The following is a 23,071-nucleotide window of genomic DNA, read 5'->3' as shown; positions in this document are numbered from 1 at the left end:
CGGCGGTTCCCCGCGCCCTGTTCTGGGGCGCGGGGTTGTCGCGCCCCAGCTGGGTGATCGCCCCGCAGGGGCGCTCAAGGGGCGCGGGGAACTGCGCGACCAGCCACATACGGTCCGCAGTCGAGAGCCGAACTGCCAACGCTCGACAGGGTGTCGGGCCTGCGGGGCCCGGCTGTACGCACCGTCCATTGCCCCGTGCGGCAGCACACCGGCATTCTTCCGGGGTGCGAGCGACCCCCATGAACCCCCTCTCCCGCCGCCACCTGCTGCGCGCGCTCGGCGGCGGCGCCGCCGCGGCCGCGCTGGCGGGCTGCGGAGTGCCCGCGGCGTACGTCGGACCCGGTGAGCGCGCGGCGCGCGACCGCTCGGCCGCCGACCACCGGCTCACCTTCGCCAACTGGCCGCTGTACATCGACACCGACGAGGACGACAAGTCGAAGCGGCCCACCCTCGACGCGTTCACCAAGAGCACCGGGATCTCCGTCACGTACACCGAGGAGATCAACGACAACGACGAGTTCTTCGGGAAGATCAGCCCGGCCCTGATGAACCATCAGGCGACCGGCCGGGACATCGTCGTGGTCAGCGACTGGATGGCGGCCCGGTTCGTGCGGCTCGGCTGGGTGCAGGAGATGGACCGCGCCCGCCAGCCCAACGTCGCCGAGTACCTGGATCCGCAGCTCGCTTCGCCCGCCTTCGACGAGGGGCGGCTGCACAGCGTGCCCTGGCAGTCCGGGATCACCGGCATCGCGTACAACAAGAAGAGGCTCGGCCGCGAGATCAAGCACACGAGCGACCTGTGGGACCCGCGCCTGGCGGGCAAGGTGACGCTCCTGTCCGGGCTCGACGAGTCGTTCGCGCTGCTGATGCAGGGCGACGGCGTCGATGTGACGCGGTGGACGGCCGACGACTTCCACCGGATGTGCGACCGGGTCGAGAAGCAGGTGCACAAGAAGCAGATACGCCGCTTCACCGGCAACGACTACATCAAGGACCTCTCCACCGGCGACGTCCTCGCCTGCCAGGCGTACTCGGGCGATGTGATCCAGCTCCAGGCGGACAACCCCGACATCGAGTTCGTGGTGCCCGAGGAGGGCGCCGAGCTGTGGGCCGAGTCGATGATGGTCCCCAACCTGGCCCGCCACAAGGCCAACGCCGAGGCGCTGATCGACTACTACTACGACCCGCACGTGGCGGCGGAGCTGGCGGTCTGGGTCAACTACGTCTGCCCGGTCCCGGCCGCCCGCGAGGTCCTCGCGGCCTCCAAGGACAAGGACCGCGCGGAGCTCGCCGAGGACCCGCTGGTCTTCCCGGACGCGGAGATGCGCCGGAGGCTCGCGATCGCCCGGGACATCACGTCGGAGGAGCGGGTGGAGTTCGCGAAGAGGTGGAACGCGATCGTAGGGCTCTAGGAGTTTGTTCAGGCTGGTTTGAACGCGTTCAAATCACGGCGTAGGCTGCGATCATGAGCGAGCGAAGAGCTGCCCTCGTGCGGCGCATACGCCTGTGGCTTGTCGTCTTCATCGTCTGCCTCGTGCTGAGCGGACTGACCGCGTTCCCGCTGGTGCACGAACTGCACTGGACGCAGAGCCTGTTGCGCTCCACGCCCGTGGGGGACTGGTTCCCGGGCCTGACGGGCTGGATCGACCGGGTGCGCGAAGGGCTCGACGCGACGGACGAGAAGTACCCCTTCGTCCTCTACGGAACGGACTGGCTGGCGTTCGCGCACCTCGTCATCGCCGTCGCCTTCTACGGGCCCTACCGCGATCCGGTGCGCAACATCTGGGTGATCGAGTTCGGGATGATCGCCTGCGCCGGGATCGTCCCGCTGGCGCTGATCTGCGGGCCGGTGCGCGGCATCCCCTTCTGGTGGTCGGTGATCGACATGTCGTTCGGCGTGTTCGGGGCGATCCCGCTGTACGTCGTACGCCGGAAGATCAAGGAACTGGAGGCGCTGACGGCCCGGGCCGCCGTGGGGGCACCGGCGGCGGCGTGAGTCGCGCAGCCACGACACCGGGTGACCCGTCAGCCGTCCCCCGTCCCACCCGTACCCCCCGCCAGGACCGCGCGCAGCGCGTCCACCCGGTTCGTGGTGATCGCGTCCACGCCCTGCGCGATCAGCCGCCGCATGGTCCGCTTGGTGTCCGCCGTCCATACGGACACGAGCATCCCGTCGCGGTGGATCCGCCCGGCCAGCTCCGTACTCATCAGCCCGAAGCGGTAGTTGAGCCAGCGCGGTTTCACCGCCGCGATCAGCTCGGGGCGCGGCGGGGCCAGCGTCGTCCACGTCAGGGCGATCTCGGCGGACGGGTCGGCGGCGCGGACCTTGAGCATGGCGGCGGCGCCCGCGCAGTAGTAGACGCGGTCGCCCGCGCCGCACTCCTGGACCGTGCCCACGACCGCGCGCACCGCCGCCTCCGTCGCACCGGGCAGATCGACCATCACCCGGTGCGCGCCCGCCGCCGTCAGGGCCGCGCGCAGGGTCGGGACGCCGGAGCGGGTCAGCTCGCGCACGTCCTCGTACACGAGGGAGGACAGCGGGCGGTCGTGGCCCCACAACCGCTCCAGCGTGTCGTCGTGGAGCAGCACGGGGACGCCGTCGCGGGTGAGCCGTACATCGATCTCGACCGCGTCCGCGCCCCGCTCCAGCGCCGAGTGGATCGACGGGAGCGTGTTCTCGCGGACGCGGTACGGGTCGCCGCGGTGACCCACGGCAGTCACGGTGCGCATGGGCCCATTGTTGTCGCGGGCTACGGCGCCAGCCACTTCGAGGTGTAGTCGTCGATCTCGGCCGCGAGCTTCGTCTTGCCCGCCTCGTCGAGGAAGGACGCCTCGACCGCGTTCTTGGCGAGGTCGGCCACGCCGCGCTCGTCCAGCTCCAGGAGGCGGGCGGCGACCGCGTACTCGTTGTTGAGGTCGCTGCCGAACATCGGCGGGTCGTCGCTGTTGACGGTGACGAGCACGCCCGCCTGCACCATCTCCCTTATCGGGTGCCGGTCGATGTCGGCGACGACGCGGGTCGCGAGGTTGGAGGTCGGGCAGACCTCCAGGGCGATCCGGTGGTCGGCGAGGTGCTTGAGGAGGTCCGGGTCCTGGGTGGCGCTGGTGCCGTGGCCGATGCGCTCGGCGCGCAGCTCGTTGAGAGCGTCCCAGATCGACTGCGGGCCGGTGGACTCGCCCGAGTGCGGCACCGAGTGCAGTCCGGCGGCGATCGCCTGGTCGAAGTACGGCTTGAACTGCGGGCGCGGTACGCCGATCTCGGGGCCGCCGAGGCCGAAGGAGACCAGGCCCTCGGGGCGGATGCCGTCGGCGGTGGCGAGCCGGGTGGTCTCGGCGGCCGCCTCCAGGCCGGCCTCGCCCGGGATGTCGAAGCACCAGCGCAGCACCGTGCCGAGCTCCTTCTCCGCCGCCCTGCGGGCGTCCTCGATCGCGTCCATGAAGGCGCGCTCGTCGATGCCGCGGCGGGTGGAGGAGAAGGGGGTGATGGTCAGCTCGGCGTACCGGATGTTCTGCCGGGCCATGTCGCGGGCGACCTCGTACGTGAGAAGCCGCACATCCTCCGGGGTGCGGATCAGGTCGACGACCGAGAGGTAGACGTCGATGAAGTGCGCGAAGTCGGTGAACGTGAAGTAGTCCGCGAGGGCCTCGGGGTCGGTGGGGACCTTCGAGTCGGGGTGGCGGGCGGCCAGTTCGGCGACGATACGGGGGGAGGCCGAGCCGACGTGGTGCACGTGGAGCTCTGCCTTGGGCAGGCCCGCGATGAACGGGTGCAGGTCGGTCATGGTTTCCTCCGCAGGCTGTCGGCTTCGCTCGTCGGGGATCATGTTAGGCCGGGCGGGTCCCCCGGATCCCGTGGATCCCGCGGGTTCCGCCGCGGGCGGGAGCTTTAGCATGTCGGAACCACGATGGGGGAGGCCCATGTCAGACAACCGTGATCAGCCGTCCCAGGGCGCCGAGCCCGGGGATCCGTGGGCACCGCCGGAGCGGAAGGTTCCGCTGGAGAAGCCGGGGGCGACAGGGCGGCCGGGGCAGCCGGTGCATGATCAGCCGACGGTGACGTCGATGCCGGCGGCTGGCGAGCCCGGTCCCTCGGACGCGGCGGGGCCCGGTCCCGGTCCTGGTCCGGGGGGCGGGCCCGGGTGGGGTGGGCCGGTGCCGCCGCCTCCGACCGCGCCGGGGGGTCCCGGGCAGGCGGTTCCGGGCAGTTACGGCTATCCCGCGTACCCCGGCTACCCCGACTACCCGGGTTACGGCTACGGGCACCCCGGGTGGACCGGTATGGGTGCCCCGCTCAACGGCTTCGGCACCACGGCGCTGGTGCTCGGCATCGTGTCCGTCGTGCTGTTCTGCATGTGGGGCCTCGGGATCATCCTGGGCGTCCTCGCGCTGGTCTTCGGGTTTCTGGGGCGGGGGCGGGCTAAGCGGGGGCAGGCCACGAATGGGGGGCAGGCGCTGGCGGGGATCATTCTCGGGGCGGTTGGGATCGTGGTGAGCGGGGTGTTTCTGGGGCTGATGATCTGGGCCGTCACGAATGACGAGGAGTCGGGGGACTCGTCGAGGTACGACGATCCGTTCGCGACGTCGCTGGTCACCGGGGATGTGCACCCCACCCCGCCCCTTCCCTAAACCCTCCGGGGGTGGGTGGGGGTGGAGGTGGTTTCTCCCGGGGGCTACGCCCCCGGACCCCTTCTGGGCGGGGCCTGCGGCCCCTGCACCCCGCTTCGGGGCTCCGCCCCGGACCCCGGCGTGGGGGTGGGTAGGTTACCGGGAGCTGCGCCCCGGACTCCCTTCGTCTGCGGGCCGTGTGTGGCTGGTCGCGCAGTTCCCCGCGCCCCTAGATGCGCCCCTCCGGGGCGCCCAGGGGATGCCGCGCAGCGGCATTCAAGGGGCGCGGGGAACTGCGCGAGCAACCACCGATGGTCCGCAGGCATACGCCGGGCCAATGAGGTGCGCGGGGAACTGCGCGAGCAACCACCGACGGTCCGCAGACGAACCCCGGGTCCACCCTTACGCGTCCCGCAACCCCTCCCGCGCCTCCATCAGTGCGAACCCCAGCAAGTTCTCCCCCCGCCACTTCGACGGGTCCTCCGCCTCGGGGGCGTCCGCCGCCAGGCCTATGCCCCAGATGCGGTCCAGGGGGCTGGCCTCCACCAGGACTCGGGTGCCGGTGGACAGGAGGTAGGCCTTCAGGTCGGGGGACTGGCCGAACTTGTGGAGGCTTCCCGCCACCACGATGTCGTACCGCTCCCGCCTCCACACCGCCTCGTCGAACCCGCGGACCAGTCGGCCCGCCTTCTTCGCGGCGGCCGGGCTCGTCGCCGTCAGCGCGGCCCGCTCCGCCTCCGCGTCGCCGAACAGGCGCGCCTTGGCCGCCATCATCCAGTGCTCGGCCGTCGCGTACGCCACGCCGTCCACCTCGAACGGCGACGGCCACCACTGGCTGAAACAGCTCGGTCCGAGCGTCCCGTCACGCCGGGGCGCGTGGCCCCAGAAGTGCAAGAACTTGACCCTTTCACCATCCTTGACCTGCGCGATCAAATTGTCGATCTTCTCCATACACGCGAGTCTGGCATCCGCCACTGACACTCCGTACGGGTATTTACGGCCCGACCCGACACATGGTCGACAGATTCCGTCGCGTAACCAAAAGGCAACAACGGAATCACTTGTTGGTCAGATGCCGCTCTGTCAGGATCGGCACTCAAATCGAGCTGGAGCTACGGAGACCGTGAGCGAGATGGGCAACAGCAACAGCAGTCGCTTCCCGGCGCAGGACCGTTTCGAAGGCGGCGCCCAGTACATCGGCGGGCGGTTCGCGCCCGGCACCTCCGGGCGCAAGCAGGACGTCGTCGACCCTGCGAGGGGTGAAGTCGTCTATACCTATGAGCTGGCGGGGACGCGCGACGTGGATGTCGCCGTCGCCGCCGCCAAGGACGCCTTCCCCGGGTGGGCCGCCGCCACCCCCGCCGAGCGCTCCGACGCCCTGCACCGCTTCGCCGCCGTCCTCGCCGACCGCGCGGAGGAGTTCGCGCAGGCCGAGTCCCTCCAGTGCGGCAAGCCGATCAAGCTCAGCCGGGAGTTCGACGTCCCGGGGACCGTCGACAACACCGCGTTCTTCGCCGGGGCCGCCCGCCACCTCCAGGGGCAGTCCGCCGGGGAGTACTCGGGCGACCACACCTCGTACGTCCGCCGCGAGGCCATCGGTGTCGTCGGCTCCATCGCGCCCTGGAACTATCCGCTCCAGATGGCCGCCTGGAAGGTCCTCCCGGCCATCGCGGCCGGCAACACCATCGTCCTCAAGCCCGCCGAGATCACCCCCCTCACCTCGCTGCTCTTCGCCGAGGCCGCCAGTGCCGCCGGGATTCCGGACGGGGTCGTCAACATCGTCTCCGGCGCCGGGCGCGATGCCGGGGAGCACCTTGTCGGCCACCCCGACGTCGTCATGACCTCCTTCACCGGGTCCACCGCCGTCGGCAAGCGCGTCGCCGAGATCGCCACCGCCACCGTCAAGCGGACCCATCTGGAGCTCGGCGGCAAGGCGCCCTTCGTCGTCTTCGACGACGCCGACCTCGAAGCCGCCGTCCACGGCGCGGTCGCCGCCTCCCTCATCAACTCCGGCCAGGACTGCACCGCCGCCACGCGCGCGTACGTACAGCGGCCGCTGTACGAGGCGTTCGTCGCCGGGGTCGCCGATCTGATGGCGATCGTCCGGGTCGGTGATCCCTTCGACCCCGCCACCGACCTGGGCCCGCTGATCAGCCACGTCCACCGCGACCGCGTCGCCGGGTTCGTGGAGCGCGCCCGCTCCTACGCCCGGATCGTCACCGGTGGCGCGGCCCCGAAGGGGGAGGGCGCTTTCTACCTGCCGACCCTCGTCGCCGACGCGCCGCAGCACAGCGAGGTCGTCCAGTCCGAGATCTTCGGGCCCGTCCTCGCCGTCCTGCCCTTCGACGCCGACGACGAGGGCATCCGGCTCGCCAACGACACCCCGTACGGTCTCGCCGCCTCCGCCTGGAGCCGGGACGTCTACCGCGCGGGCCGCGCCACCCGGGAGATCAAGGCCGGGTGCGTCTGGGTCAACGACCACATTCCGATCATCAGCGAGATGCCGCACGGCGGCTATAAGGCGAGCGGCTACGGAAAGGACATGTCGGCCTACTCCTTCGAGGAGTACACGCAGGTCAAGCACGTGATGTACGACAATACGGCGGTCGCTGCGAAGGACTGGCACCGCACGATCTTCGGGGACCGATAAAGCATCCGATCAGCGGCGCCGCCGCGTGGCTGCCGTCCGACCAGCGGCCGCCACCTCCACCCGAAAGGGCACACAGCGCATGGAGCAGTACGAGCCGGACCGCCTGTCCGGGGCCCAACTGGCCGCCATACAGCGCAGCCTGACCAGCGGCCGGGGCGCCCTGACCCGCCGTTCGCTGATGCGGGCCACGGGCTTCGGCGCGCTCGCCGCCGGCGGCCTCGCCGCGCTCACCGGCTGCGGCATCCCGGCCGCCAAGAAGGAGGGCGGCCAGGCCCCGGCGTCGACGGACCACTCGGCCAAGGAGAAGGCGATCAACTTCTCCAACTGGACCGAGTACATGGACGTCAGCGACGACAAGAAGCACCGGCCCACGCTGGACGCGTTCACCAAGCGGACCGGCATCCAGGTCAAGTACACCGAGGACATCAACGACAACGTCGAGTTCTTCGGCAAGATCAAGCCGCAGCTCGCGGCCGGCCAGGACATCGGCCGGGACCTCGTCGTCGTCACCGACTGGCTCGCCGGGCGGCTCATCCGGTTCGGCTGGGCGCAGAAGCTCAACGCCGCCAACCTGCCGCACGCCTTCGCCAACCTCTCGGCGCCCTTCCGCACCCCCGACTGGGACCCGGGCCGGGCCTACTCGTACCCCTGGACCGGCATTCCGACCGTCATCGCCTACAACTCCAAGGCGACCGGCGGCCGGACCGTCGACTCGGTCACCCAGCTGCTCGACGACCCCTCCCTCAAGGGCCGGGTGGGCTTCCTCACCGAGATGCGCGACAGCGTCGGGATGACCCTGCTCGACATGGGCAAGGACCCGGCGAAGTTCACCGACGCCGACTACGACGCGGCGATCGGGCGGCTCCAGAAGGGCGTCGACAAGAAGCAGATCCGGCGCTTCACCGGCAACGACTACACGGGCGACCTGGACAAGGGCGACCTCGCCGCGTGCGTGGCCTGGGGCGGCGACGTCACCCAGCTCCAGTCCGACAACCCCGACATCAAGTACGCGATCCCGGCGGCCGGTTACATGCTCTCCAGCGACAACCTGCTGATCCCGGCGAAGGCCCGGCACCAGTCCAACGCCGAGCGGCTGATCGACTACTACTACGAGCCGCCGGTCGCGGCCCAGCTCGCCGCGTACATCAACTACGTGTGCCCGGTCGACGGCGTACGCGACGAGCTCAGCAAGATCGACCCCAAGCTGGCCGAGAACACGCTGATCCTGCCCGACAAGGCCATGGCCGCCAAGGCGCACTCCTTCCGCTCGCTCAGCAGCGAGGAGGAGACCAAGTACGAGGAGAAGTTCGCCAAGCTCATCGGCGCCTGACGGCCCCACCCCCCCCCACACCTCCCCCTCGTCCCTCTCCACCCCTGGGATCGCAACCCATGACTGACGACAAGAACGACGGCGGCGACGTCCGCCTCACCGGGATCAGCAAGACGTACGGCTCCTTCACCGCCGTCCATCCGCTCGAACTGACCGTCCCGCAGGGCTCGTTCTTCGCCCTGCTCGGCGCCTCCGGGTGCGGCAAGACCACCACCCTGCGCATGATCGCCGGACTGGAGGAGCCCACCACCGGGACCGTCTTCCTCGGCGACAAGGACGTCACCGACCTGCCGCCCTACAAGCGGCCGGTGAACACCGTCTTCCAGTCGTACGCGCTCTTCCCGCACCTCGACGTCTCCGAGAACGTCGCCTTCGGACTGCGCCGCCGGGGCATCAAGTCGGTGAAGAAGCAGGTCGGCGACATGCTGGAGCTCGTCCAGCTCGGCGACTTCGCCAAGCGCAAGCCGCACCAGCTCTCCGGCGGCCAGCAGCAGCGCGTGGCGGTCGCCCGCGCGCTCATCAACCACCCGCAGGTGCTGCTCCTCGACGAGCCGCTCGGCGCCCTCGACCTCAAGCTGCGCCGCCAGATGCAGCTGGAGCTCAAGCGCATCCAGACCGAGGTCGGCATCACCTTCATCCACGTCACCCACGACCAGGAGGAGGCCATGACCATGGCCGACACGGTCGCGGTGATGAACGGCGGCCGCGTCGAACAGCTCGGCGCCCCCGCCGACCTCTACGAGAACCCGAAGACCACGTTCGTGGCGAACTTCCTCGGCACCTCCAACCTCATCGAGGCCGAGGTCGCCGAGAAGAGCGGCGAGGACCTCGTCGTCACGGCGGGCGGGGCCAAGCTGCGGCTGCCCGGCGGGCGATGTTCGGCCCCCGACACCAGCGGCGGGAAGATCCTCGTGGGCGTGCGCCCGGAGAAGATCTCCCTCGCCCACAAGGACGACGAGGGCTCGATAGCGGCAGGCCGCAACCGCGTCCCCGGACGCATCGTGGACTCCTCGTTCATCGGCGTCTCCACCCAGTACGTCATCGACTCCCCGGCGGGCCGGGGGCTCGCGGTCTACGAGCAGAACATCGAGCGCGACACCCGGCTGGTGCCCGGCGCCGAGGTCGTCCTGCACTGGAACCCGGCGCACACCTTCGGCCTGGACGCGGCGCAGGCGATCGACGCGGGCGTGGAGAAGGTCGAGGACGCCGCGTGAGCGCCCTGACCGAGGCGCCCCCGGCCGCCGACCTCCCCGTACGCAAGGCGTCGGTGCGCAAGCGTCTGGTGCCCTACTGGCTGCTGGTGCCCGGCCTGCTGTGGCTGATCGTCTTCTTCGCGCTGCCGATGGTCTACCAGGCCTCCACCTCGGTGCAGACCGGCTCCCTGGAGAAGGGCTTCCAGGTCACCTGGCACTTCCAGACCTACTGGGACGCCTTCAAGGAGTACTACCCGCAGTTCGTGCGCTCGCTGCTCTACGCGGGCACCGCGACGCTGCTGTGCCTGCTGCTCGGCTATCCGCTCGCGTATCTGATCGCCTTCAAGGCGGGCCGCTGGCGCAATGTGATCCTGGTGCTGGTCATCGCACCGTTCTTCACCAGCTTCCTGATCCGCACGCTCGCCTGGAAGACGATCCTCGCGGACGGCGGGCCGGTGGTGCACGCGCTCAACTCGCTGCACGTGCTGGACGTGACGAGCTGGCTGGGCTGGACCGAGGGCAACCGCGTGCTCGCCACCCCGATGGCGGTGGTCTGCGGCCTCACGTACAACTTCCTGCCGTTCATGATCCTGCCGCTCTACACGTCCCTGGAGCGGATCGACCCGCGGCTGCACGAGGCCGCCGGCGATCTGTACGCGACCCCGGCGACCACCTTCCGCAAGGTGACCTTCCCGCTCTCCATGCCGGGTGTCGTCTCGGGCACGCTGCTCACCTTCATCCCGGCGAGCGGCGACTACGTCAACGCCGAACTGCTCGGGTCCACCGACCAGAAGATGGTCGGCAACGTGATCCAGTCGCAGTTCCTGCGGGTCCTCGACTATCCGACGGCCGCCGCCCTCTCCTTCATCCTGATGGCGATCGTCCTGGTCATGGTCACCGTCTACATCCGCCGAGCCGGGACGGAGGACCTGGTCTGATGCGCTGGCTCCGACGCAATGTGATCGTCATCGCGGGGCTCGCGACCCTCGCGTACCTGATCCTGCCGAACGTCGTCGTGATGGTGTTCTCGTTCAACAAGCCGAACGGGCGCTTCAACTACTCCTGGCAGCGGTTCTCCACCGACGCCTGGCAGGACCCGTGCGGCGTCGCCGACATGTGCGGCTCCCTCTCGCTCTCGCTCCAGATCGCCACCTGGGCGACGGTCGGCGCGACCGTGCTCGGCACGATGATCGCCTTCGCGCTCGTGCGCTACCGGTTCCGGGCGCGCGGCGCGATCAACTCGCTGATCTTCCTGCCGATGGCGATGCCCGAGGTCGTCATGGCCGCCTCGCTGCTGACGCTCTTCCTCAACCTGGGCGCGCAGCTCGGCTTCTGGACCATCCTCATCGCCCACATCATGTTCTGCCTCAGCTTCGTGGTGACGGCGGTCAAGGCGCGGGTGATGTCGATGGACCCGAGGCTGGAGGAGGCCGCGCGCGATCTGTACGCGGGACCGGTCCAGACGTTCGTCCGGGTCACCCTGCCGATCGCCGCCCCCGGAATCGTCGCGGGCGCGCTGCTCGCCTTCGCGCTCTCCTTCGACGACTTCATCATCACCAACTTCAACGCGGGCTCCACCGTGACGTTTCCCATGTTCGTCTGGGGATCCGCGCAGCGGGGCACACCCGTTCAGATCAATGTCATCGGTACGGCCATGTTCGTCATCGCCGTAGTGGTGGTCGTCGCCGGCCAGCTCGTTGCGAACCGGCGCAACAAAGGTGCGAAAGCCTAAGCAATAACTGCCGAACCCTTCGAGGGAGTTGGAAATCATGGCCGTAACCCGAGCCATGAGCAGTGCAGCAGCCCATTCACTGACGGACGCCCAGCCCGTCCCCTTCTGGCTGGAGGACCCGGGCAGGCCCGGTGCCCACCCCGCCCTCGCGGGCGACGAGCGGTGCGACCTGCTCGTCGTCGGCGGCGGCTACAGCGGACTGTGGACCGCGCTCCTGGCCAAGGAGCGCGACCCCCAGCGCGACGTCGTACTCATCGAGGGCAAGGAGATCGGCTGGGCGGCCTCGGGCCGCAACGGCGGCTTCTGCGCCGCCTCCCTCACCCACGGCCTGGGCAACGGCCTCGCCCGCTGGCCGGACGAGCTGCCCCGCCTGGAGAAGCTGGGCACGGCCAACCTCGACGCCATCGAGGCGGCCGTCGCCCGCTACTCCCTGGACTGCGACTTCGAGCGCACCGGCGAGATCGACGTGGCCACCGAGCCGCACCAGCTCGACGAACTGCACGAGATGCACGAGGAGGCGGTGGCGCTCGGCTTCGAGGGCCTCGAACTGCTCGACGGGGAGGCGATGCGGGCCGAGGTCGACTCGCCGACCTTCCTCGGCGGCCTCTGGGACCGGCGCGGCGTCGCCATGCTCCACCCCGCCAAGCTCGCCTGGGGCCTCAAGCGGGCCTGTCTGGAACTAGGCGTACGGATCTACGAACACACCCCGGGCCTCGACCTGGTCTCGGCCGGGCCGGGCATGGTGGTGCGCACTCCGTACGGGCGGATCCGCGCCCGCCGGGTCGCGCTCGGCACCAATGTGTTCCCGTCCCTGGTCAAGCGCGTGCGCGCGTACACCGTCCCGGTCTACGACTACGCGCTGATGACCGAGCCGCTCAGCCCGGAGCAACTGGCCGCGATCGGCTGGAAGAACCGGCAGGGGCTCGGCGACTCGGCCAACCAGTTCCACTACTTCCGGATCACCGCCGACCACCGCATCCTGTGGGGCGGCTACGACGCGATCTACAAGTACGGCGGGAAGGTGCGGGCCGAGTACGACGACCGGCCCGCCACCTACCTCAAGCTGGCCGAGCACTTCTTCCGCTGCTTCCCGCAGCTGGAGGGGCTGCGTTTCAGCCATGCGTGGGGCGGGGCGATCGACACCTGCTCGCGGTTCTCGGCGTTCTTCGGCACGGCCCACGGCGGCAAGGTCGCGTACGCCGCCGGGTACACCGGCCTCGGCGTCGGCGCGACCCGCTTCGGCGCGGACGTGATGCTCGACCTGCTGGCGGGGGAGCGCACCGAGCGCACGGAACTGGAGATGGTCCGCAAGAAGCCCCTCCCGTTCCCCCCGGAGCCGGTCGCGTGGGCGGGCATCGGCATCACGAAGTGGGCGCTTGCCCGGGCCGACGCGAACGGGGGCCGACGCAATCTGTGGCTGAAGGCGATGGATCGGGCGGGCTTGGGCTTCGACAGCTGAGCTGGGCTGGGCTTGGGCGGCTGAGCTGTCGGTCGACCCGAGGCACGCACCGCCAGGGGCGCGGGGAACTGCGCGACCAGCCCAGCACGGTCCGCAGCCGAACAATCAAGCCCCCCGCGTAGCGCCGGCGCACGCCCCGCGATCATGGCGTGAGCCGGTTCACTACCGTTAAGTAGCCGAACCCGCGTAATACCCGGCCCCCAACCCGCTCTCACCCGTGAAACGCCTCTCACGGAAGGAAGACCGGGTGATGAATGGCTCGGGCTCGAAGACAGCGGTGGAATGGCTGGCGTCGGTGGCGCCGGATCCCGACGCCTGCCGGTGGGAGTGGGAGCGCAACCCCCTCGGGGTCGCCCTCCTGCCCGCCGGCAGGCGCTGGGACGTACTGATCCTGCCGGGCGAACTGGGGCACCCCGCGCTCGACGTACTGCTCCGGCTGGTCGACCGGCCGGGCCCCGTCCTCGCCGACTTCGGCGACGCGCGCCTGGGGTTCTTCGTGCCCCCGGGCACGGCCGCGCGCTGGCTCGGCACCGGGGTGCGCGGCGCCGGGCAGGGGACCTGGATCGTGGTGCCCTACCCCGGCCGGATCAGCGGCGGGGTGCGCTGGCTGGTCCCGCCCGACGGCTCGGGCACCCTCACCGACCCCGCGCTGCTCGAACTCGCGATGCACGAGGCGGCGGCGCAGATCGCGCGGGAGGAGCGGGAGGAACGGGACTGAGCGAGGTACTGCCAGAGGTCTTGACAACCTGATTGGTCTGGACCAAATTGTGGCGGGCTCGGCCCCATCCCCGCCATCCCGGATCCGATCCCCCCATGCCCGGAGGACGTTGTGGACCGCACCGGACGCCTCGCCAGACCCGCCAGCCCCTTCAGACCTGCCAGTACCGCCAGACCCCCCAGGCTCCTCGCCGCCGTCACGGCGGCCGTCCTCGCCGCGGGCGCCCTGGTCGCCTCCGCGCAGACCGCCCGCGCCGCCGACACCGAACTCGCCCGCAACGGCGGCTTCGAGGCCGGTCTCGACGGCTGGAGCTGTACGGCGGGCAGCGGCACGGTGGTCGCCTCGCCCGTGCACGGCGGAGCCAAGGCCCTCAAGGCCACCCCGGCCGGGAGCGACAACGCCCAGTGCTCCCAGACCGTTTCGGTCAAGCCCGACTCCACGTACACCCTGAGCTCGTGGGTGCAGGGCAGCTACGTCTATCTGGGCGCCTCCGGCACCGGTACCACCGACGTCAGCACCTGGACCCAGTCCGCCCCGTCCTGGCAGCAGCTGACCACCACCTTCAGGACCGGCGCGAACACCACCTCGGTGACGATCCACACGCACGGCTGGTACGGCACCGGCGCCTACTACGCCGACGACGTGAGCCTGCTGGGCCCCGGCGGCGGGCCCGTCCAGCTCCCGGCCGCCCCCACCGGCCTGGCCGCGGGCTCCGCGACCTCCTCCAGCATCGCCCTGAGCTGGGCCGCCGTCCCCGGTGCCACCGGCTACAACGTCTACCAGGGCGGCTCCAAGGTCCTCTCGGCGAGCGGGACTTCGGCCACCGTGACGGGCCTGGCCGCCTCCACCGCGTACACCTTCCAGGTCACCGCCACCAACACAGCCGGTGAGTCCGCGAAGTCCGCCGCCGTCACCGCCTCCACCACCAGCGGCGGGGGAGGGAACCCGGGCGGCGGTCTGCCGGCCCACGCGCTCGTCGGCTATCTGCACGCGAGTTTCGCCAACGGCTCCGGCTACACCCGGATGGCCGACGTCCCCGACTCCTGGGACGTCATCGACCTGGCCTTCGGCGAGCCGACCTCCGTCACCTCCGGCGACATCCGGTTCGGCCTCTGCCCGGTGAGCGAATGCCCGGGTGTCGAGTCCGCCGCCGACTTCAAGGCCGCCATCAAGGCCAAGCAGGCCGCGGGCAAGAAGGTCCTGATCTCCATCGGCGGCCAGAACGGCCAGGTCCAGCTCACCACCACGGCCGCCCGCGACACCTTCGTCGCGTCTGTCTCGAAGATCATCGACGAGTACGGACTCGACGGCCTGGACGTCGACTTCGAGGGCCACTCGCTCTCGCTGAACACCGGCGACACGGACTTCCGCAACCCGACCACGCCGGTCGTCGTGAACCTCATCTCGGCGCTGAAGACGCTGAAGGCCAAGTACGGGGCGAAGTTCGTGCTGTCGATGGCCCCGGAGACGTTCTTCGTGCAGCTCGGCTACCAGTACTACGGCTCCGGCCCCTGGGGCGGCCAGGACCCGCGCTGCGGTGCCTATCTGCCGGTCATTTACGCCCTGCGCGACGATCTGACCCTGCTGCACGTCCAGGACTACAACTCGGGCTCGATCATGGGCCTGGACAACCAGTACCACTCGATGGGCGGCGCGGACTTCCACATCGCCATGACCGACATGCTGCTCACCGGCTTCCCGGTGGCGGGCGACACCGGCCGGATGTTCCCGGCGCTGCGCCCCGACCAGGTCGCCATCGGCCTCCCGGCGTCCACCAACGCGGGCAACGGCTACACGGCCCCCGCCGAGGTCACCAAGGCGCTGGACTGCCTCACCAGGAAGGCGAACTGCGGCTCGTACCAGACCCACGGGAGCCGGCCGGGGCTGCGCGGCCTGATGACCTGGTCCGTCAACTGGGACCGGTTCAACGGCGGCGAGTTCTCGAAGAACTTCGACGCATACCCGTGGAGCTGAGCAGCAGGAGCATCCCGCACAGGCAGCCGCTCGCCAGCACGTCCAGGGGCCAGTGGTAGCCGTGCAGCACCAGACCGGTGCCCGTCGCCGCGGTGAGCACGCCCGCGGCGGCGGGCATCACCCATGCGCGGCGCGGGGCGGTGTACGGGGCGAGCAGCAGGGCCGCGCCGCCGTACGCCACCATCGCGGTGGCCGTGTGGCCGGACGGGTAGTAGCCGGTGTCGGTGGTGAGCGGGCCCGCGCGGTCGGTCCAGATCTTCAGCGGCACGACCAGCGCCGGGACCAGGGCCATCGTGGCGGCCGTGATCAGCGCGTCCAGGCGGGCGCCGCGCCACACCGCGTATCCGAGGGCGAGCGCGAGCAGCGGCAGGGCGACGGGCATCGAACCGAGGTCGGCCAGGACTTGGGTCACGTCCTGAGGGCCCCGGCCCGCGAGACGGCCGCCGACGCGCTCGTCGAGCCGGCGCAGCGGGCCGTCGGCCACGACCTGCCAGGTGAGGAGCGCGAAGAGGACCGCGAGGGCGGCGAAGGCCGTGAAGAGGAAAGCCGACCGCCCCGGAACAGGGGGGGAGGTTCCGGGGCGGTCGCCGTGACCGGTGTGCCGTGCGCCCCGGGGGGTGTGGGGCGGACGGCCATCCGATCGGTGAGGAGTTCCGGAGCCAGAGGCGCCGGCGGTGTGCGCCAGGGCACGACCAGAACGAGGCTGGGGATGCGCCGCCCTGGAGCCGCCCGCAGTCCCCTGCGGGCGAGGTGTTTCTCTCATCTGCAGAAACCGTACGGCAGTGAGAGGGGGACCGACAGCCGGATCCCCATCCCGCCATCGGCCCCCCACACGTTCTTCACAGGCCGGACGCCCGGCCCGGCGATCAGAGCGTGGTGAAGGCCTGCTCGATGATGTCGAGGCCCTCGTTCAGCAGGTCCTCGCCGATGACCAGCGGCGGAAGGAAGCGCAGCACGTTGCCGTAGGTGCCACAGGTCAGGACCAGGAGGCCCTCCGCGTGGCAGGCCTTGGCGAGCGCACCGGCGGCGGCCGCGTTCGGCTCCTTGGTGGCGCGGTCCTGGACCAGCTCGATGGCGATCATGGCGCCGCGGCCGCGGATGTCGCCGATGATGTCGAACTTCTCGGCCATGGCGGCGAGGCGGCCCTTCATGACCTCCTCGATGCGCTTGGCCTTGCCGTTGAGGTCGAGCTCCTTCATGGTCTCGATCGCACCGAGGGCGCCGGCGCAGGCCACCGGGTTGCCGCCGTAGGTGCCGCCGAGGCCGCCCGCGTGCGCGGCGTCCATGATCTCGGCGCGGCCGGTCACGGCGGAGAGCGGCAGACCGCCCGCGATGCCCTTGGCGGTGGTGATCAGGTCCGGGACGATGCCCTCGTCCTCACAGGCGAACCACTGGCCGGTGCGGCAGAAGCCGGACTGGATCTCGTCGGCGACGAAGACGATCCCGTTGTCCTTGGCGAACTGCGCGATCGCGGGCAGGAAGCCCTTGGCGGGCTCGATGAAGCCGCCCTCGCCGAGGACCGGCTCGATGATGATCGCGGCGACGTTGTCGGCGCCGATCTGCTTGTTGATCATGTCGATGGCCTGGGCGGACGCCTCGGCACCGGCGTTGTCCTGACCGGTCGGCCAGCGGTAGCCGTAGGCGACCGGGACGCGGTAGACCTCGGGCGCGAACGGGCCGAAGCCGTTCTTGTACGGCATGTTCTTGGCGGTCAGCGCCATCGTCAGGTTGGTGCGGCCGTGGTAGCCGTGGTCGAAGACGACGACGGCCTGGCGCTTGGTGTACGCACGGGCGATCTTGACGGCGTTCTCGACGGCCTCGGCGCCGCTGTTGAACAGCGCGGACTTCTTGGCGTGGTCGCCCGGGGTCAGCTCGGCGAGGGCCTCGGCGACCTCGACGTAACCCTCGTACGGCGTGACCATGAAACAGGTGTGGGTGAAGTCCGCGAGCTGCGCGGAGGCGCGGCGCACGACGGCCTCGGCGGAGGCGCCGACCGAGGTCACGGCGATGCCGGAACCGAAGTCGATCAGACGGTTGCCGTCGACGTCCTCGATGATGCCGCCGCCCGCGCGCGCGGTGAAGACGGGCAGGGTGGAGCCCACGCCGGCGGCGACCGCGGCGACGCGGCGGGCCTGCAGCTCCTGCGACTTGGGGCCGGGGATCGCGGTGACGATGCGGCGCTCCTGCGGGATCGCGGTCATGGGGGCTCCTGGGTGATCTGCGTCTTCGGACGCGGGGGTTTTGGACGCTTCCTTGGCTTTCTTCGCAGGCTAAGTGGCGGTGGCCTGTGCGGGCATGCGCCGTTAGGGAGTGGTGAAGGTGTGTCGTTGTCCTCCGCGGACATAGCAGCACGCTTCGCGTGGGATGCGTGGTCGTGTGCCGGTTGTCCGTGGCTGGTCGCGCAGTTCCCCGCGCCCCTGAATGTGCCCCTCCGGGGCACCCGGGGGATTGCCGCGCCGGCATTCAAGGGGCGCGGGGAACTGCGCGACCAGCCCACCACCGGACCGCAGACGAAGACCGGGCTCAAACAGCCGCGCTACCCCCCGTAGTCCCCCCGTTCCGTTTAGATTGGCCGCTGGACTCGGTTACGGACCTGGCTGGTCAGGGGGCAAAGGGTCGATGGACACCGAAGGCACGCACGACGCACGGGGCACCGAGGCGCGGTCGGTGCCGCGCCCTGCCGCGCCGCCGCCCGTCCCGGCGCCGCCGCCCGCCTTCCCGCCGCAGCCGACCCGGCCCCCCGGGCGCCCGCCGCTGGGCGAGTGGCTGCGGACCCCGCGCGCGGCCGCCGAGCCGGGTCTTTGGCGGTACGGGCACCGGCCGCGCCCCACCGACGCCGTCCACCGGGTGCCGGACCGGGCGCTGCTCAGCGGCGCGGTGATCGCCCTGCTCGCGGCCGTCCTGGTGTGGTCGCTGTGGCGCAACGGGTACGTGCCGCACCGGATGGTGCCGCTCGAACTGTTCACGCCGTCCGACTGGTGGGGGCTGCACCGCAGGCCCCCCGCCGCGCTGACCGCGCTCGCCGCCTACAACAGCCTGGTCGCGGTCGCGGTCATCTACGTCTTCGGCCACTTCGGCAACTGGCGCGAGGTCTTCCGGCGGTACGCGGTGGACCACCCGCAGCCCGCGCGCGCGGTGCGCACCGCGCTGGTGGCGATCGCCCTGGCGTGGTTCGTGATCTGGGCCGACGACTGGCTGCCGTTCTACTCGCTGGCCTTCGGCGTGGTGCCGCACTCGTGGATCTTCAGCGACGACCCGGTGGCCACCAAGGACGCCACCGACACGGTGACCACCGTCTACCACGTAGTGGTAGTGGTGGCCGCGCTGTGGGTCTGCGGCCGGGCGGGCGACTGGCTCGGGCTCTTCCGCGAGCGCACCGGCCGCGCCCAGGGCGGCCGGACGGCCGCACCCGCCGGTGCCCCCGCCGACCGGACCCCGGCCGAGTGGCCCCAACTGCGCGAGGCCGGGCAGCACGCGGCCGCCGACCGGCTGGCCGCCGACGCGGAGAGCGGCCGGATGAACGACGTGGACTGCGCCCGCATCCGCCGCGCATGGACATCGGTGGCCGCCGATCCCGCGCGGCTCCCCGCGTTCACGGACGCGGTGCTGCGTGACGGCTCGCGCGCCTGTCTGCACCCTTCGGGCGACCGCGACCTGCCCGCCCGCGCCGCCACCCACGACCTGCTCACCGCCCAGGTGCGGATCGGCCGGTTCGCGGACCTGGAGAACAACCCGCCCGCCCGCCGGGGCGCGGGCGCGGCCGTCGACCCGGCGGCGCTCGGCACCTCGCTGCTCGCCCTCGGACCCTCCGGCGCGGGCAAGACCCGCCGCCTCGTGCGGCCCGTGGTGGAGTCGCTGGCGCTCCAGGCGCTGGCCGGACAGGCCGCCGTGGTCGCCGTCGGCGCCGCGGGCACACCGCTGGGCGCGGACGAGGCGTACGACGTGATCGTGCGGCCCGGCGACCCGGCCTCCGAGTACGACCTGGACCTCTACGGCGGCACCGGCGACCCCGACGAGGCCGCCGCCCTGCTCGCCGAGGCCTGCGCCGGGGACCTGCCCGACGCCGACGTCCGGCGGGCCGCGACCGCGCTCGCCCAACTGCTCGGGCCCTACCGGGCGGCGTACGGGCGCTTCCCCTCGGTGCCCCGGCTGCGCGAGCTCCTGGACGGCTCGGGCGACGCCCTGGCCGAGCTCCGCGCCGACCTGGACCGCGAGGCGCACCCCGCGCTCCACCGCGAACTGGACGCGCGCGCCCGGCAGGCCGACATCCCCGGCGACCCGGGCCTGGTCCTCGCGGACCGCCTCGCCTGTCTGGACCGGCCCGCCTTCGCCGCCTTCTTCGACACCACCGGCCACAGCCGCCCGTTCTCGCTGCGCGCCCTGGAACACCCCGTACGGGTGAGGGTCGACCTGCCCGAGCGGGCGCACCCGGAGGCGGCGCGGCTCCTCAACCGGCTGCTGCTCGCCCAGTTCACGGCGAGCGCGGTGGCCCGCCAGGACCGCTCGCTGTTCGCCTGCCTGGTCCTGGACGACGCCACGCACGCGGTGACCGCGGGCTCCGTACGGGCCCTGCAGCGGCTGCGGCAGGCCAACGCCGGGGTGGTGCTCACCCTGCGCGCGCTGGGCGACGTGCCCGAGCGGCTGCACACCTCGCTGCTCGCGGCGGTCGGCTGCCACATGGCCTTCTGCGGGGTCACCACCTGGGACGGGCAGCTCCTGTCGCAGCTGTGGGGCACCGAGTGGATCGAGACGACGGAGGTCGCCCAGCACGCGGTCTTCGCCGACCAGCCGCTGACCCGGGCGCTGCACGCGCTGCGCAAGCTGGCCACGGGCAAGCCGGTGACCCGGGACGCGGTCACCGTGCGCAAGGTCGAGCGGGAGCGCTGGTCGGCCTCCCAGCTCGCCCACCAGGTGCCCGCGGGGCACGCGGTGCTCTCGCTCACCGACGTCGGGGGCGAGCACGCGCCGCCGCTCCTGGTGGACCTGCGGGGCTGAGACGAGGGGGTCGCGGCGGGCGCCGTGACCCCGCCGTCCTGGCAGAATCGAGGTGCGCCCTTCATACGGGACGGCGCATTCCCCCTCGTACCCCTCGAAGGTCGTCGAAGCCCCCCATGCCGCCCACCCTCGCCTCCCTCGTCCAGCACTCGGCGCTGAAGCTCACCGTGCGCGCGGGCGAGGACCGGCTGGACACGCCGGTGCGCTGGGCGCACGTCAGCGAGCTCGCCGACCCCGTCCCCTACATGGAGGGCGGCGAGCTCCTCCTCATCACCGCGATGACGCTGGACGCCGAGGACCCGCAGACGATGCGGCGCTATGTGCGCCGGCTCTCCGGCGCCGGGGTCGTCGGGCTCGGCTTCGCGGTCGGCGTCAATTACGACACGGTGCCGGACGCGCTGCTCGACGCGGCCCGCGAGGAGGACTTCCCCCTCCTTGAGGTGCCGCGCCGCACCCCGTTCCTGGCGATCTCCAAGGCCGTCTCGGCGGCCATCGCGGCCGACCAGTACCGGGCGGTGACGGCGGGCTTCGAGGCCCAGCGCGAGCTGACCCGGGCCGCGCTCGCGGGCCCCGGTGAACTGCTCGCCCGGCTCGCGGCGCACGTGGACGGCTGGGCCGCGCTGTACGACACGTCGGGTGCGGTGGTCGCGGTGCAGCCGGAGTGGGCGGGGCGCCGGGCGGCCCGGCTCACCGCCGACGTGGCCCGGCTGCGGGACCGGGCCGCCCCGGCCAGCGCGGTGGTCGGCGGCTCCGACGACCGCTCGGACGACCGCGTCGAGCTCCAGTCGCTCGGCACCGGGCGGCGGGTGCGCGGGGCGCTCGCGGTCGGCACGGGGGCGCCCCTTGGCACCGCCGAGCGGTACGCGGTGCACTCCGCGGTCGCGCTGCTGACCCTGACCACCGAGCGGTCGCGGGCCCTGCAACTGGCCGAGCAGCGCCTGGGCGCGGCGGTCCTTGGGATGCTGCTGTCCGGGCAGCAGGACCACGCACGGGCGGTGGCGGGCGACCTGTACGGCGGGCTCCTTGACGCCCCGTTCCGGCTCGTCATCGCGGAGACCGAGGGGGAGTCGGCCGACCTCGGGGTGCTCGCCGAGGCGATGGAGTCGGCGGCGGCGCGCTCCGGCGAGGCGGTCCTGGTGGTCCCCGAGGGCGACCGGCTCGTGGTCCTGGCGGCGGACGGCGGCGACGCGGTGGCCGCCTGCGCCTCCTTCGAGCCGGAGGAGGGCGCCGAGCTGGTGATCGGCCTGTCCGCCCCGGCCGGGCCGATCGCGGTGGCGTCCGCGTACAAGCAGGCCGAGCAGGCGCTTTCGGTGGCGCGGCGGCGGGGCCGCCCGCTGGTCGAGCACGAGGAGCTGGTGGCGGGCTCGCTGGTGCCGCTGCTCGCGGACGACGCGGTACGGGCGTTCGCGGACGGGATGCTGCGGGCGCTGTACGAGCACGACGCGACCGGGCGGGGCGATCTGGTGGCCTCGCTGCGGGCGTGGCTGTCGCGGCACGGCCAGTGGGACGCGGCGGCGGCGGACCTCGGGGTGCACCGGCACACGCTGCGGTACCGGATGCGGCGGGTGGAGGAGATCCTGGGCCGCTCCCTGGACGACCCGGACGTCCGGATGGAACTCTGGCTGGCGCTGAAGGCGACGGGTTCGCGGGCCGAGTGATTTTCCCCCACCCCGCCCCTTCCCGAAGTTCAGAAGTGAGTGTTCTGTCTCGCCCGGCGGTAGTGGGCTCGGGCGAGACAGCTTAGAAGGGGTGTGCTACTTGGGGGTTGAGCAGCGCAGCGCGGGAAGCTCGTCCCACCGTGCGCGCGGCGGGTACTGCTGCACATGGTCCGGGCAGGCGTACTGAGTGAATCCGGCTCCGCCGCTCATGCTGTGCACGTCGCCGACGATGACGGGGGCGGTGGTCCAGCACCCGCAGATAGCGAGGACGGGCAATTTGGCGGGCTCGGGTTCGGACGTGATCGCGTCGTGGGTCATGCTGCCGCCGCCCGGACGGGCGTGATGTTGGTGGTGGGGTGGTCGTAGTCGATGCCGATTTCCGCGAACGCTGCGGCTCGCCACCGTTCACGCTGTAGATACGGCAGCTCGGGGCACTCGCGGAAGATCTCGCGGACGGTCTCGGCGCTCGGCCCCTGCCACGGCCTACCCCAGACAGCACCGGACAGGGCTTCGGTAGTGGGCTCGGGGTCGGGAAGCGCAGCGTGCCGCCCTCGGGCGGGCAGCAGCAGCCGCAACACCCACATGGCGGCACGGGCGATAACATCGCGCATACGTCGTTCAGCTCCTAGATAGCTGTCTCGGCGGAGCCCCGGCGGACCGATTCCAGCGGTCTTCCGGGGCGCTTTCGTTTCGACGTTAAGCGAACTGGTCTACCTCCGTCTATAGCAGTATGCATACGTACGCATTCGGAAGGCGA

At 71.4% G+C, this 23,071-nt stretch carries 20 protein-coding genes; 13 read left to right on the top strand and 7 right to left on the bottom strand.

The window, feature by feature from the left end; translation table 11 throughout:
* Positions 1-239: 239 nt before the first annotated feature.
* Together QIY60_RS04490 and QIY60_RS04485 are read left to right on the top strand one after the other, a co-directional pair.
* A complete protein-coding gene (locus tag QIY60_RS04490) occupies positions 240-1,412 on the top strand; it encodes a spermidine/putrescine ABC transporter substrate-binding protein (RefSeq protein ID WP_283141249.1) in 1,173 nt (390 codons plus the stop codon).
* A gap of 53 nt (positions 1,413-1,465) precedes the next feature.
* Positions 1,466-1,996: a hypothetical protein gene (locus tag QIY60_RS04485; RefSeq protein WP_283141248.1), complete on the top strand. Its 531-nt coding sequence runs from the start codon at positions 1,466-1,468 to the stop codon at positions 1,994-1,996.
* Between the two features lie 29 nt (positions 1,997-2,025).
* Here the strand turns inward: QIY60_RS04485 and QIY60_RS04480 are convergent, their stop codons facing one another.
* Both QIY60_RS04480 and QIY60_RS04475 read right to left on the bottom strand, forming a co-directional pair.
* Positions 2,026-2,730: a glycerophosphodiester phosphodiesterase gene (locus QIY60_RS04480; protein WP_283141247.1), complete on the bottom strand. Its 705-nt coding sequence runs from the start codon at positions 2,728-2,730 to the stop codon at positions 2,026-2,028.
* A gap of 20 nt (positions 2,731-2,750) precedes the next feature.
* Positions 2,751-3,782: an adenosine deaminase gene (locus tag QIY60_RS04475; RefSeq protein ID WP_283141246.1), complete on the bottom strand. Its 1,032-nt coding sequence runs from the start codon at positions 3,780-3,782 to the stop codon at positions 2,751-2,753.
* Between the two features lie 136 nt (positions 3,783-3,918).
* Between QIY60_RS04475 and QIY60_RS04470 the strand changes: the two genes are divergently transcribed.
* A complete protein-coding gene (locus tag QIY60_RS04470) occupies positions 3,919-4,626 on the top strand; it encodes a DUF4190 domain-containing protein (RefSeq protein ID WP_283141245.1) in 708 nt (235 codons plus the stop codon).
* Positions 4,627-5,007: 381 nt separating this feature from the next.
* Here QIY60_RS04470 and QIY60_RS04465 read toward each other — a convergent pair whose 3' ends face one another.
* Entirely contained in the window at positions 5,008-5,556 is a 549-nt protein-coding gene (locus tag QIY60_RS04465) for an NADAR family protein (protein WP_283141244.1), read from the bottom strand.
* Positions 5,557-5,737: 181 nt separating this feature from the next.
* Between QIY60_RS04465 and QIY60_RS04460 the strand changes: the two genes are divergently transcribed.
* The 8 genes from QIY60_RS04460 (at position 5,738) to QIY60_RS04425 (ending at position 15,661) form a co-directional block, all read left to right on the top strand.
* Positions 5,738-7,255, top strand: a complete 1,518-nt coding sequence (locus QIY60_RS04460) for a gamma-aminobutyraldehyde dehydrogenase (protein WP_283145815.1) — start codon at positions 5,738-5,740, stop codon at positions 7,253-7,255.
* Positions 7,256-7,334: 79 nt separating this feature from the next.
* Positions 7,335-8,585, top strand: coding sequence for a spermidine/putrescine ABC transporter substrate-binding protein (locus tag QIY60_RS04455; RefSeq protein ID WP_283141243.1), 1,251 nt, complete (start codon positions 7,335-7,337; stop codon positions 8,583-8,585).
* Positions 8,586-8,644: 59 nt separating this feature from the next.
* Positions 8,645-9,799 (top strand): ABC transporter ATP-binding protein, encoded by a 1,155-nt coding sequence (locus QIY60_RS04450; RefSeq protein WP_283141242.1) that lies wholly within the window; start codon positions 8,645-8,647, stop codon positions 9,797-9,799.
* Complete coding sequence (locus QIY60_RS04445; RefSeq protein ID WP_283141241.1) at positions 9,796-10,716, top strand: ABC transporter permease; 921 nt, start codon at positions 9,796-9,798, stop codon at positions 10,714-10,716. The genes QIY60_RS04450 and QIY60_RS04445 overlap by 4 nt, the downstream gene beginning before the upstream one ends.
* Positions 10,716-11,510, top strand: a complete 795-nt coding sequence (locus QIY60_RS04440; protein ID WP_283141240.1) for an ABC transporter permease — start codon at positions 10,716-10,718, stop codon at positions 11,508-11,510. The genes QIY60_RS04445 and QIY60_RS04440 overlap by 1 nt, the downstream gene beginning before the upstream one ends.
* A 37-nt stretch (positions 11,511-11,547) precedes the next feature.
* A complete protein-coding gene (locus QIY60_RS04435) occupies positions 11,548-12,969 on the top strand; it encodes an FAD-binding oxidoreductase (RefSeq protein WP_283141239.1) in 1,422 nt (473 codons plus the stop codon).
* A gap of 250 nt (positions 12,970-13,219) precedes the next feature.
* Entirely contained in the window at positions 13,220-13,687 is a 468-nt protein-coding gene (locus tag QIY60_RS04430; protein ID WP_283145814.1) for a hypothetical protein, read from the top strand.
* 225 nt (positions 13,688-13,912) lie between these two features.
* Complete coding sequence (locus QIY60_RS04425) at positions 13,913-15,661, top strand: glycoside hydrolase family 18 protein (RefSeq protein ID WP_283145813.1); 1,749 nt, start codon at positions 13,913-13,915, stop codon at positions 15,659-15,661.
* Here QIY60_RS04425 and QIY60_RS04420 read toward each other — a convergent pair.
* Positions 15,612-16,145, bottom strand: a complete 534-nt coding sequence (locus tag QIY60_RS04420) for a phosphatase PAP2 family protein (protein ID WP_349253898.1) — start codon at positions 16,143-16,145, stop codon at positions 15,612-15,614. The genes QIY60_RS04425 and QIY60_RS04420 overlap by 50 nt on opposite strands.
* Before the next feature lie 382 nt (positions 16,146-16,527).
* Positions 16,528-17,862: a 4-aminobutyrate--2-oxoglutarate transaminase gene (gene gabT, locus QIY60_RS04415; RefSeq protein WP_283141237.1), complete on the bottom strand. Its 1,335-nt coding sequence runs from the start codon at positions 17,860-17,862 to the stop codon at positions 16,528-16,530.
* Positions 17,863-18,280: 418 nt separating this feature from the next.
* Between gabT and QIY60_RS04410 the strand changes: the two genes are divergently transcribed.
* The gene (locus tag QIY60_RS04410) at positions 18,281-20,656 is read left to right on the top strand and encodes an ATP/GTP-binding protein (RefSeq protein ID WP_283141236.1); all 2,376 of its coding nucleotides are present in this window, start codon (positions 18,281-18,283) and stop codon (positions 20,654-20,656) included.
* Between the two features lie 116 nt (positions 20,657-20,772).
* A complete protein-coding gene (locus tag QIY60_RS04405; protein WP_283141235.1) occupies positions 20,773-22,314 on the top strand; it encodes a PucR family transcriptional regulator in 1,542 nt (513 codons plus the stop codon).
* Positions 22,315-22,410: 96 nt separating this feature from the next.
* On the opposite strand, the gene QIY60_RS04400 is transcribed toward QIY60_RS04405, so the two are convergent.
* Together QIY60_RS04400 and QIY60_RS04395 are read right to left on the bottom strand one after the other, a co-directional pair.
* Positions 22,411-22,632 carry a hypothetical protein gene (locus QIY60_RS04400; protein WP_283141234.1) on the bottom strand — a complete coding sequence of 74 codons (222 nt, stop codon included), beginning with the start codon at positions 22,630-22,632 and terminating at the stop codon, positions 22,411-22,413.
* A complete protein-coding gene (locus tag QIY60_RS04395) occupies positions 22,629-22,925 on the bottom strand; it encodes a hypothetical protein (protein WP_283141233.1) in 297 nt (98 codons plus the stop codon). Before QIY60_RS04395 ends, QIY60_RS04400 begins: the two co-directional genes overlap by 4 nt.
* Positions 22,926-23,071 lie beyond the last annotated feature (146 nt).

Source organism: Streptomyces sp. BPTC-684 (assembly GCF_030028635.1).
GTDB lineage: Bacteria > Actinomycetota > Actinomycetes > Streptomycetales > Streptomycetaceae > Streptomyces > Streptomyces noboritoensis.
The sequence above is the reverse complement of the archived record's forward strand: the minus strand, read 5'-3'. Positions and strand labels throughout refer to the sequence as shown.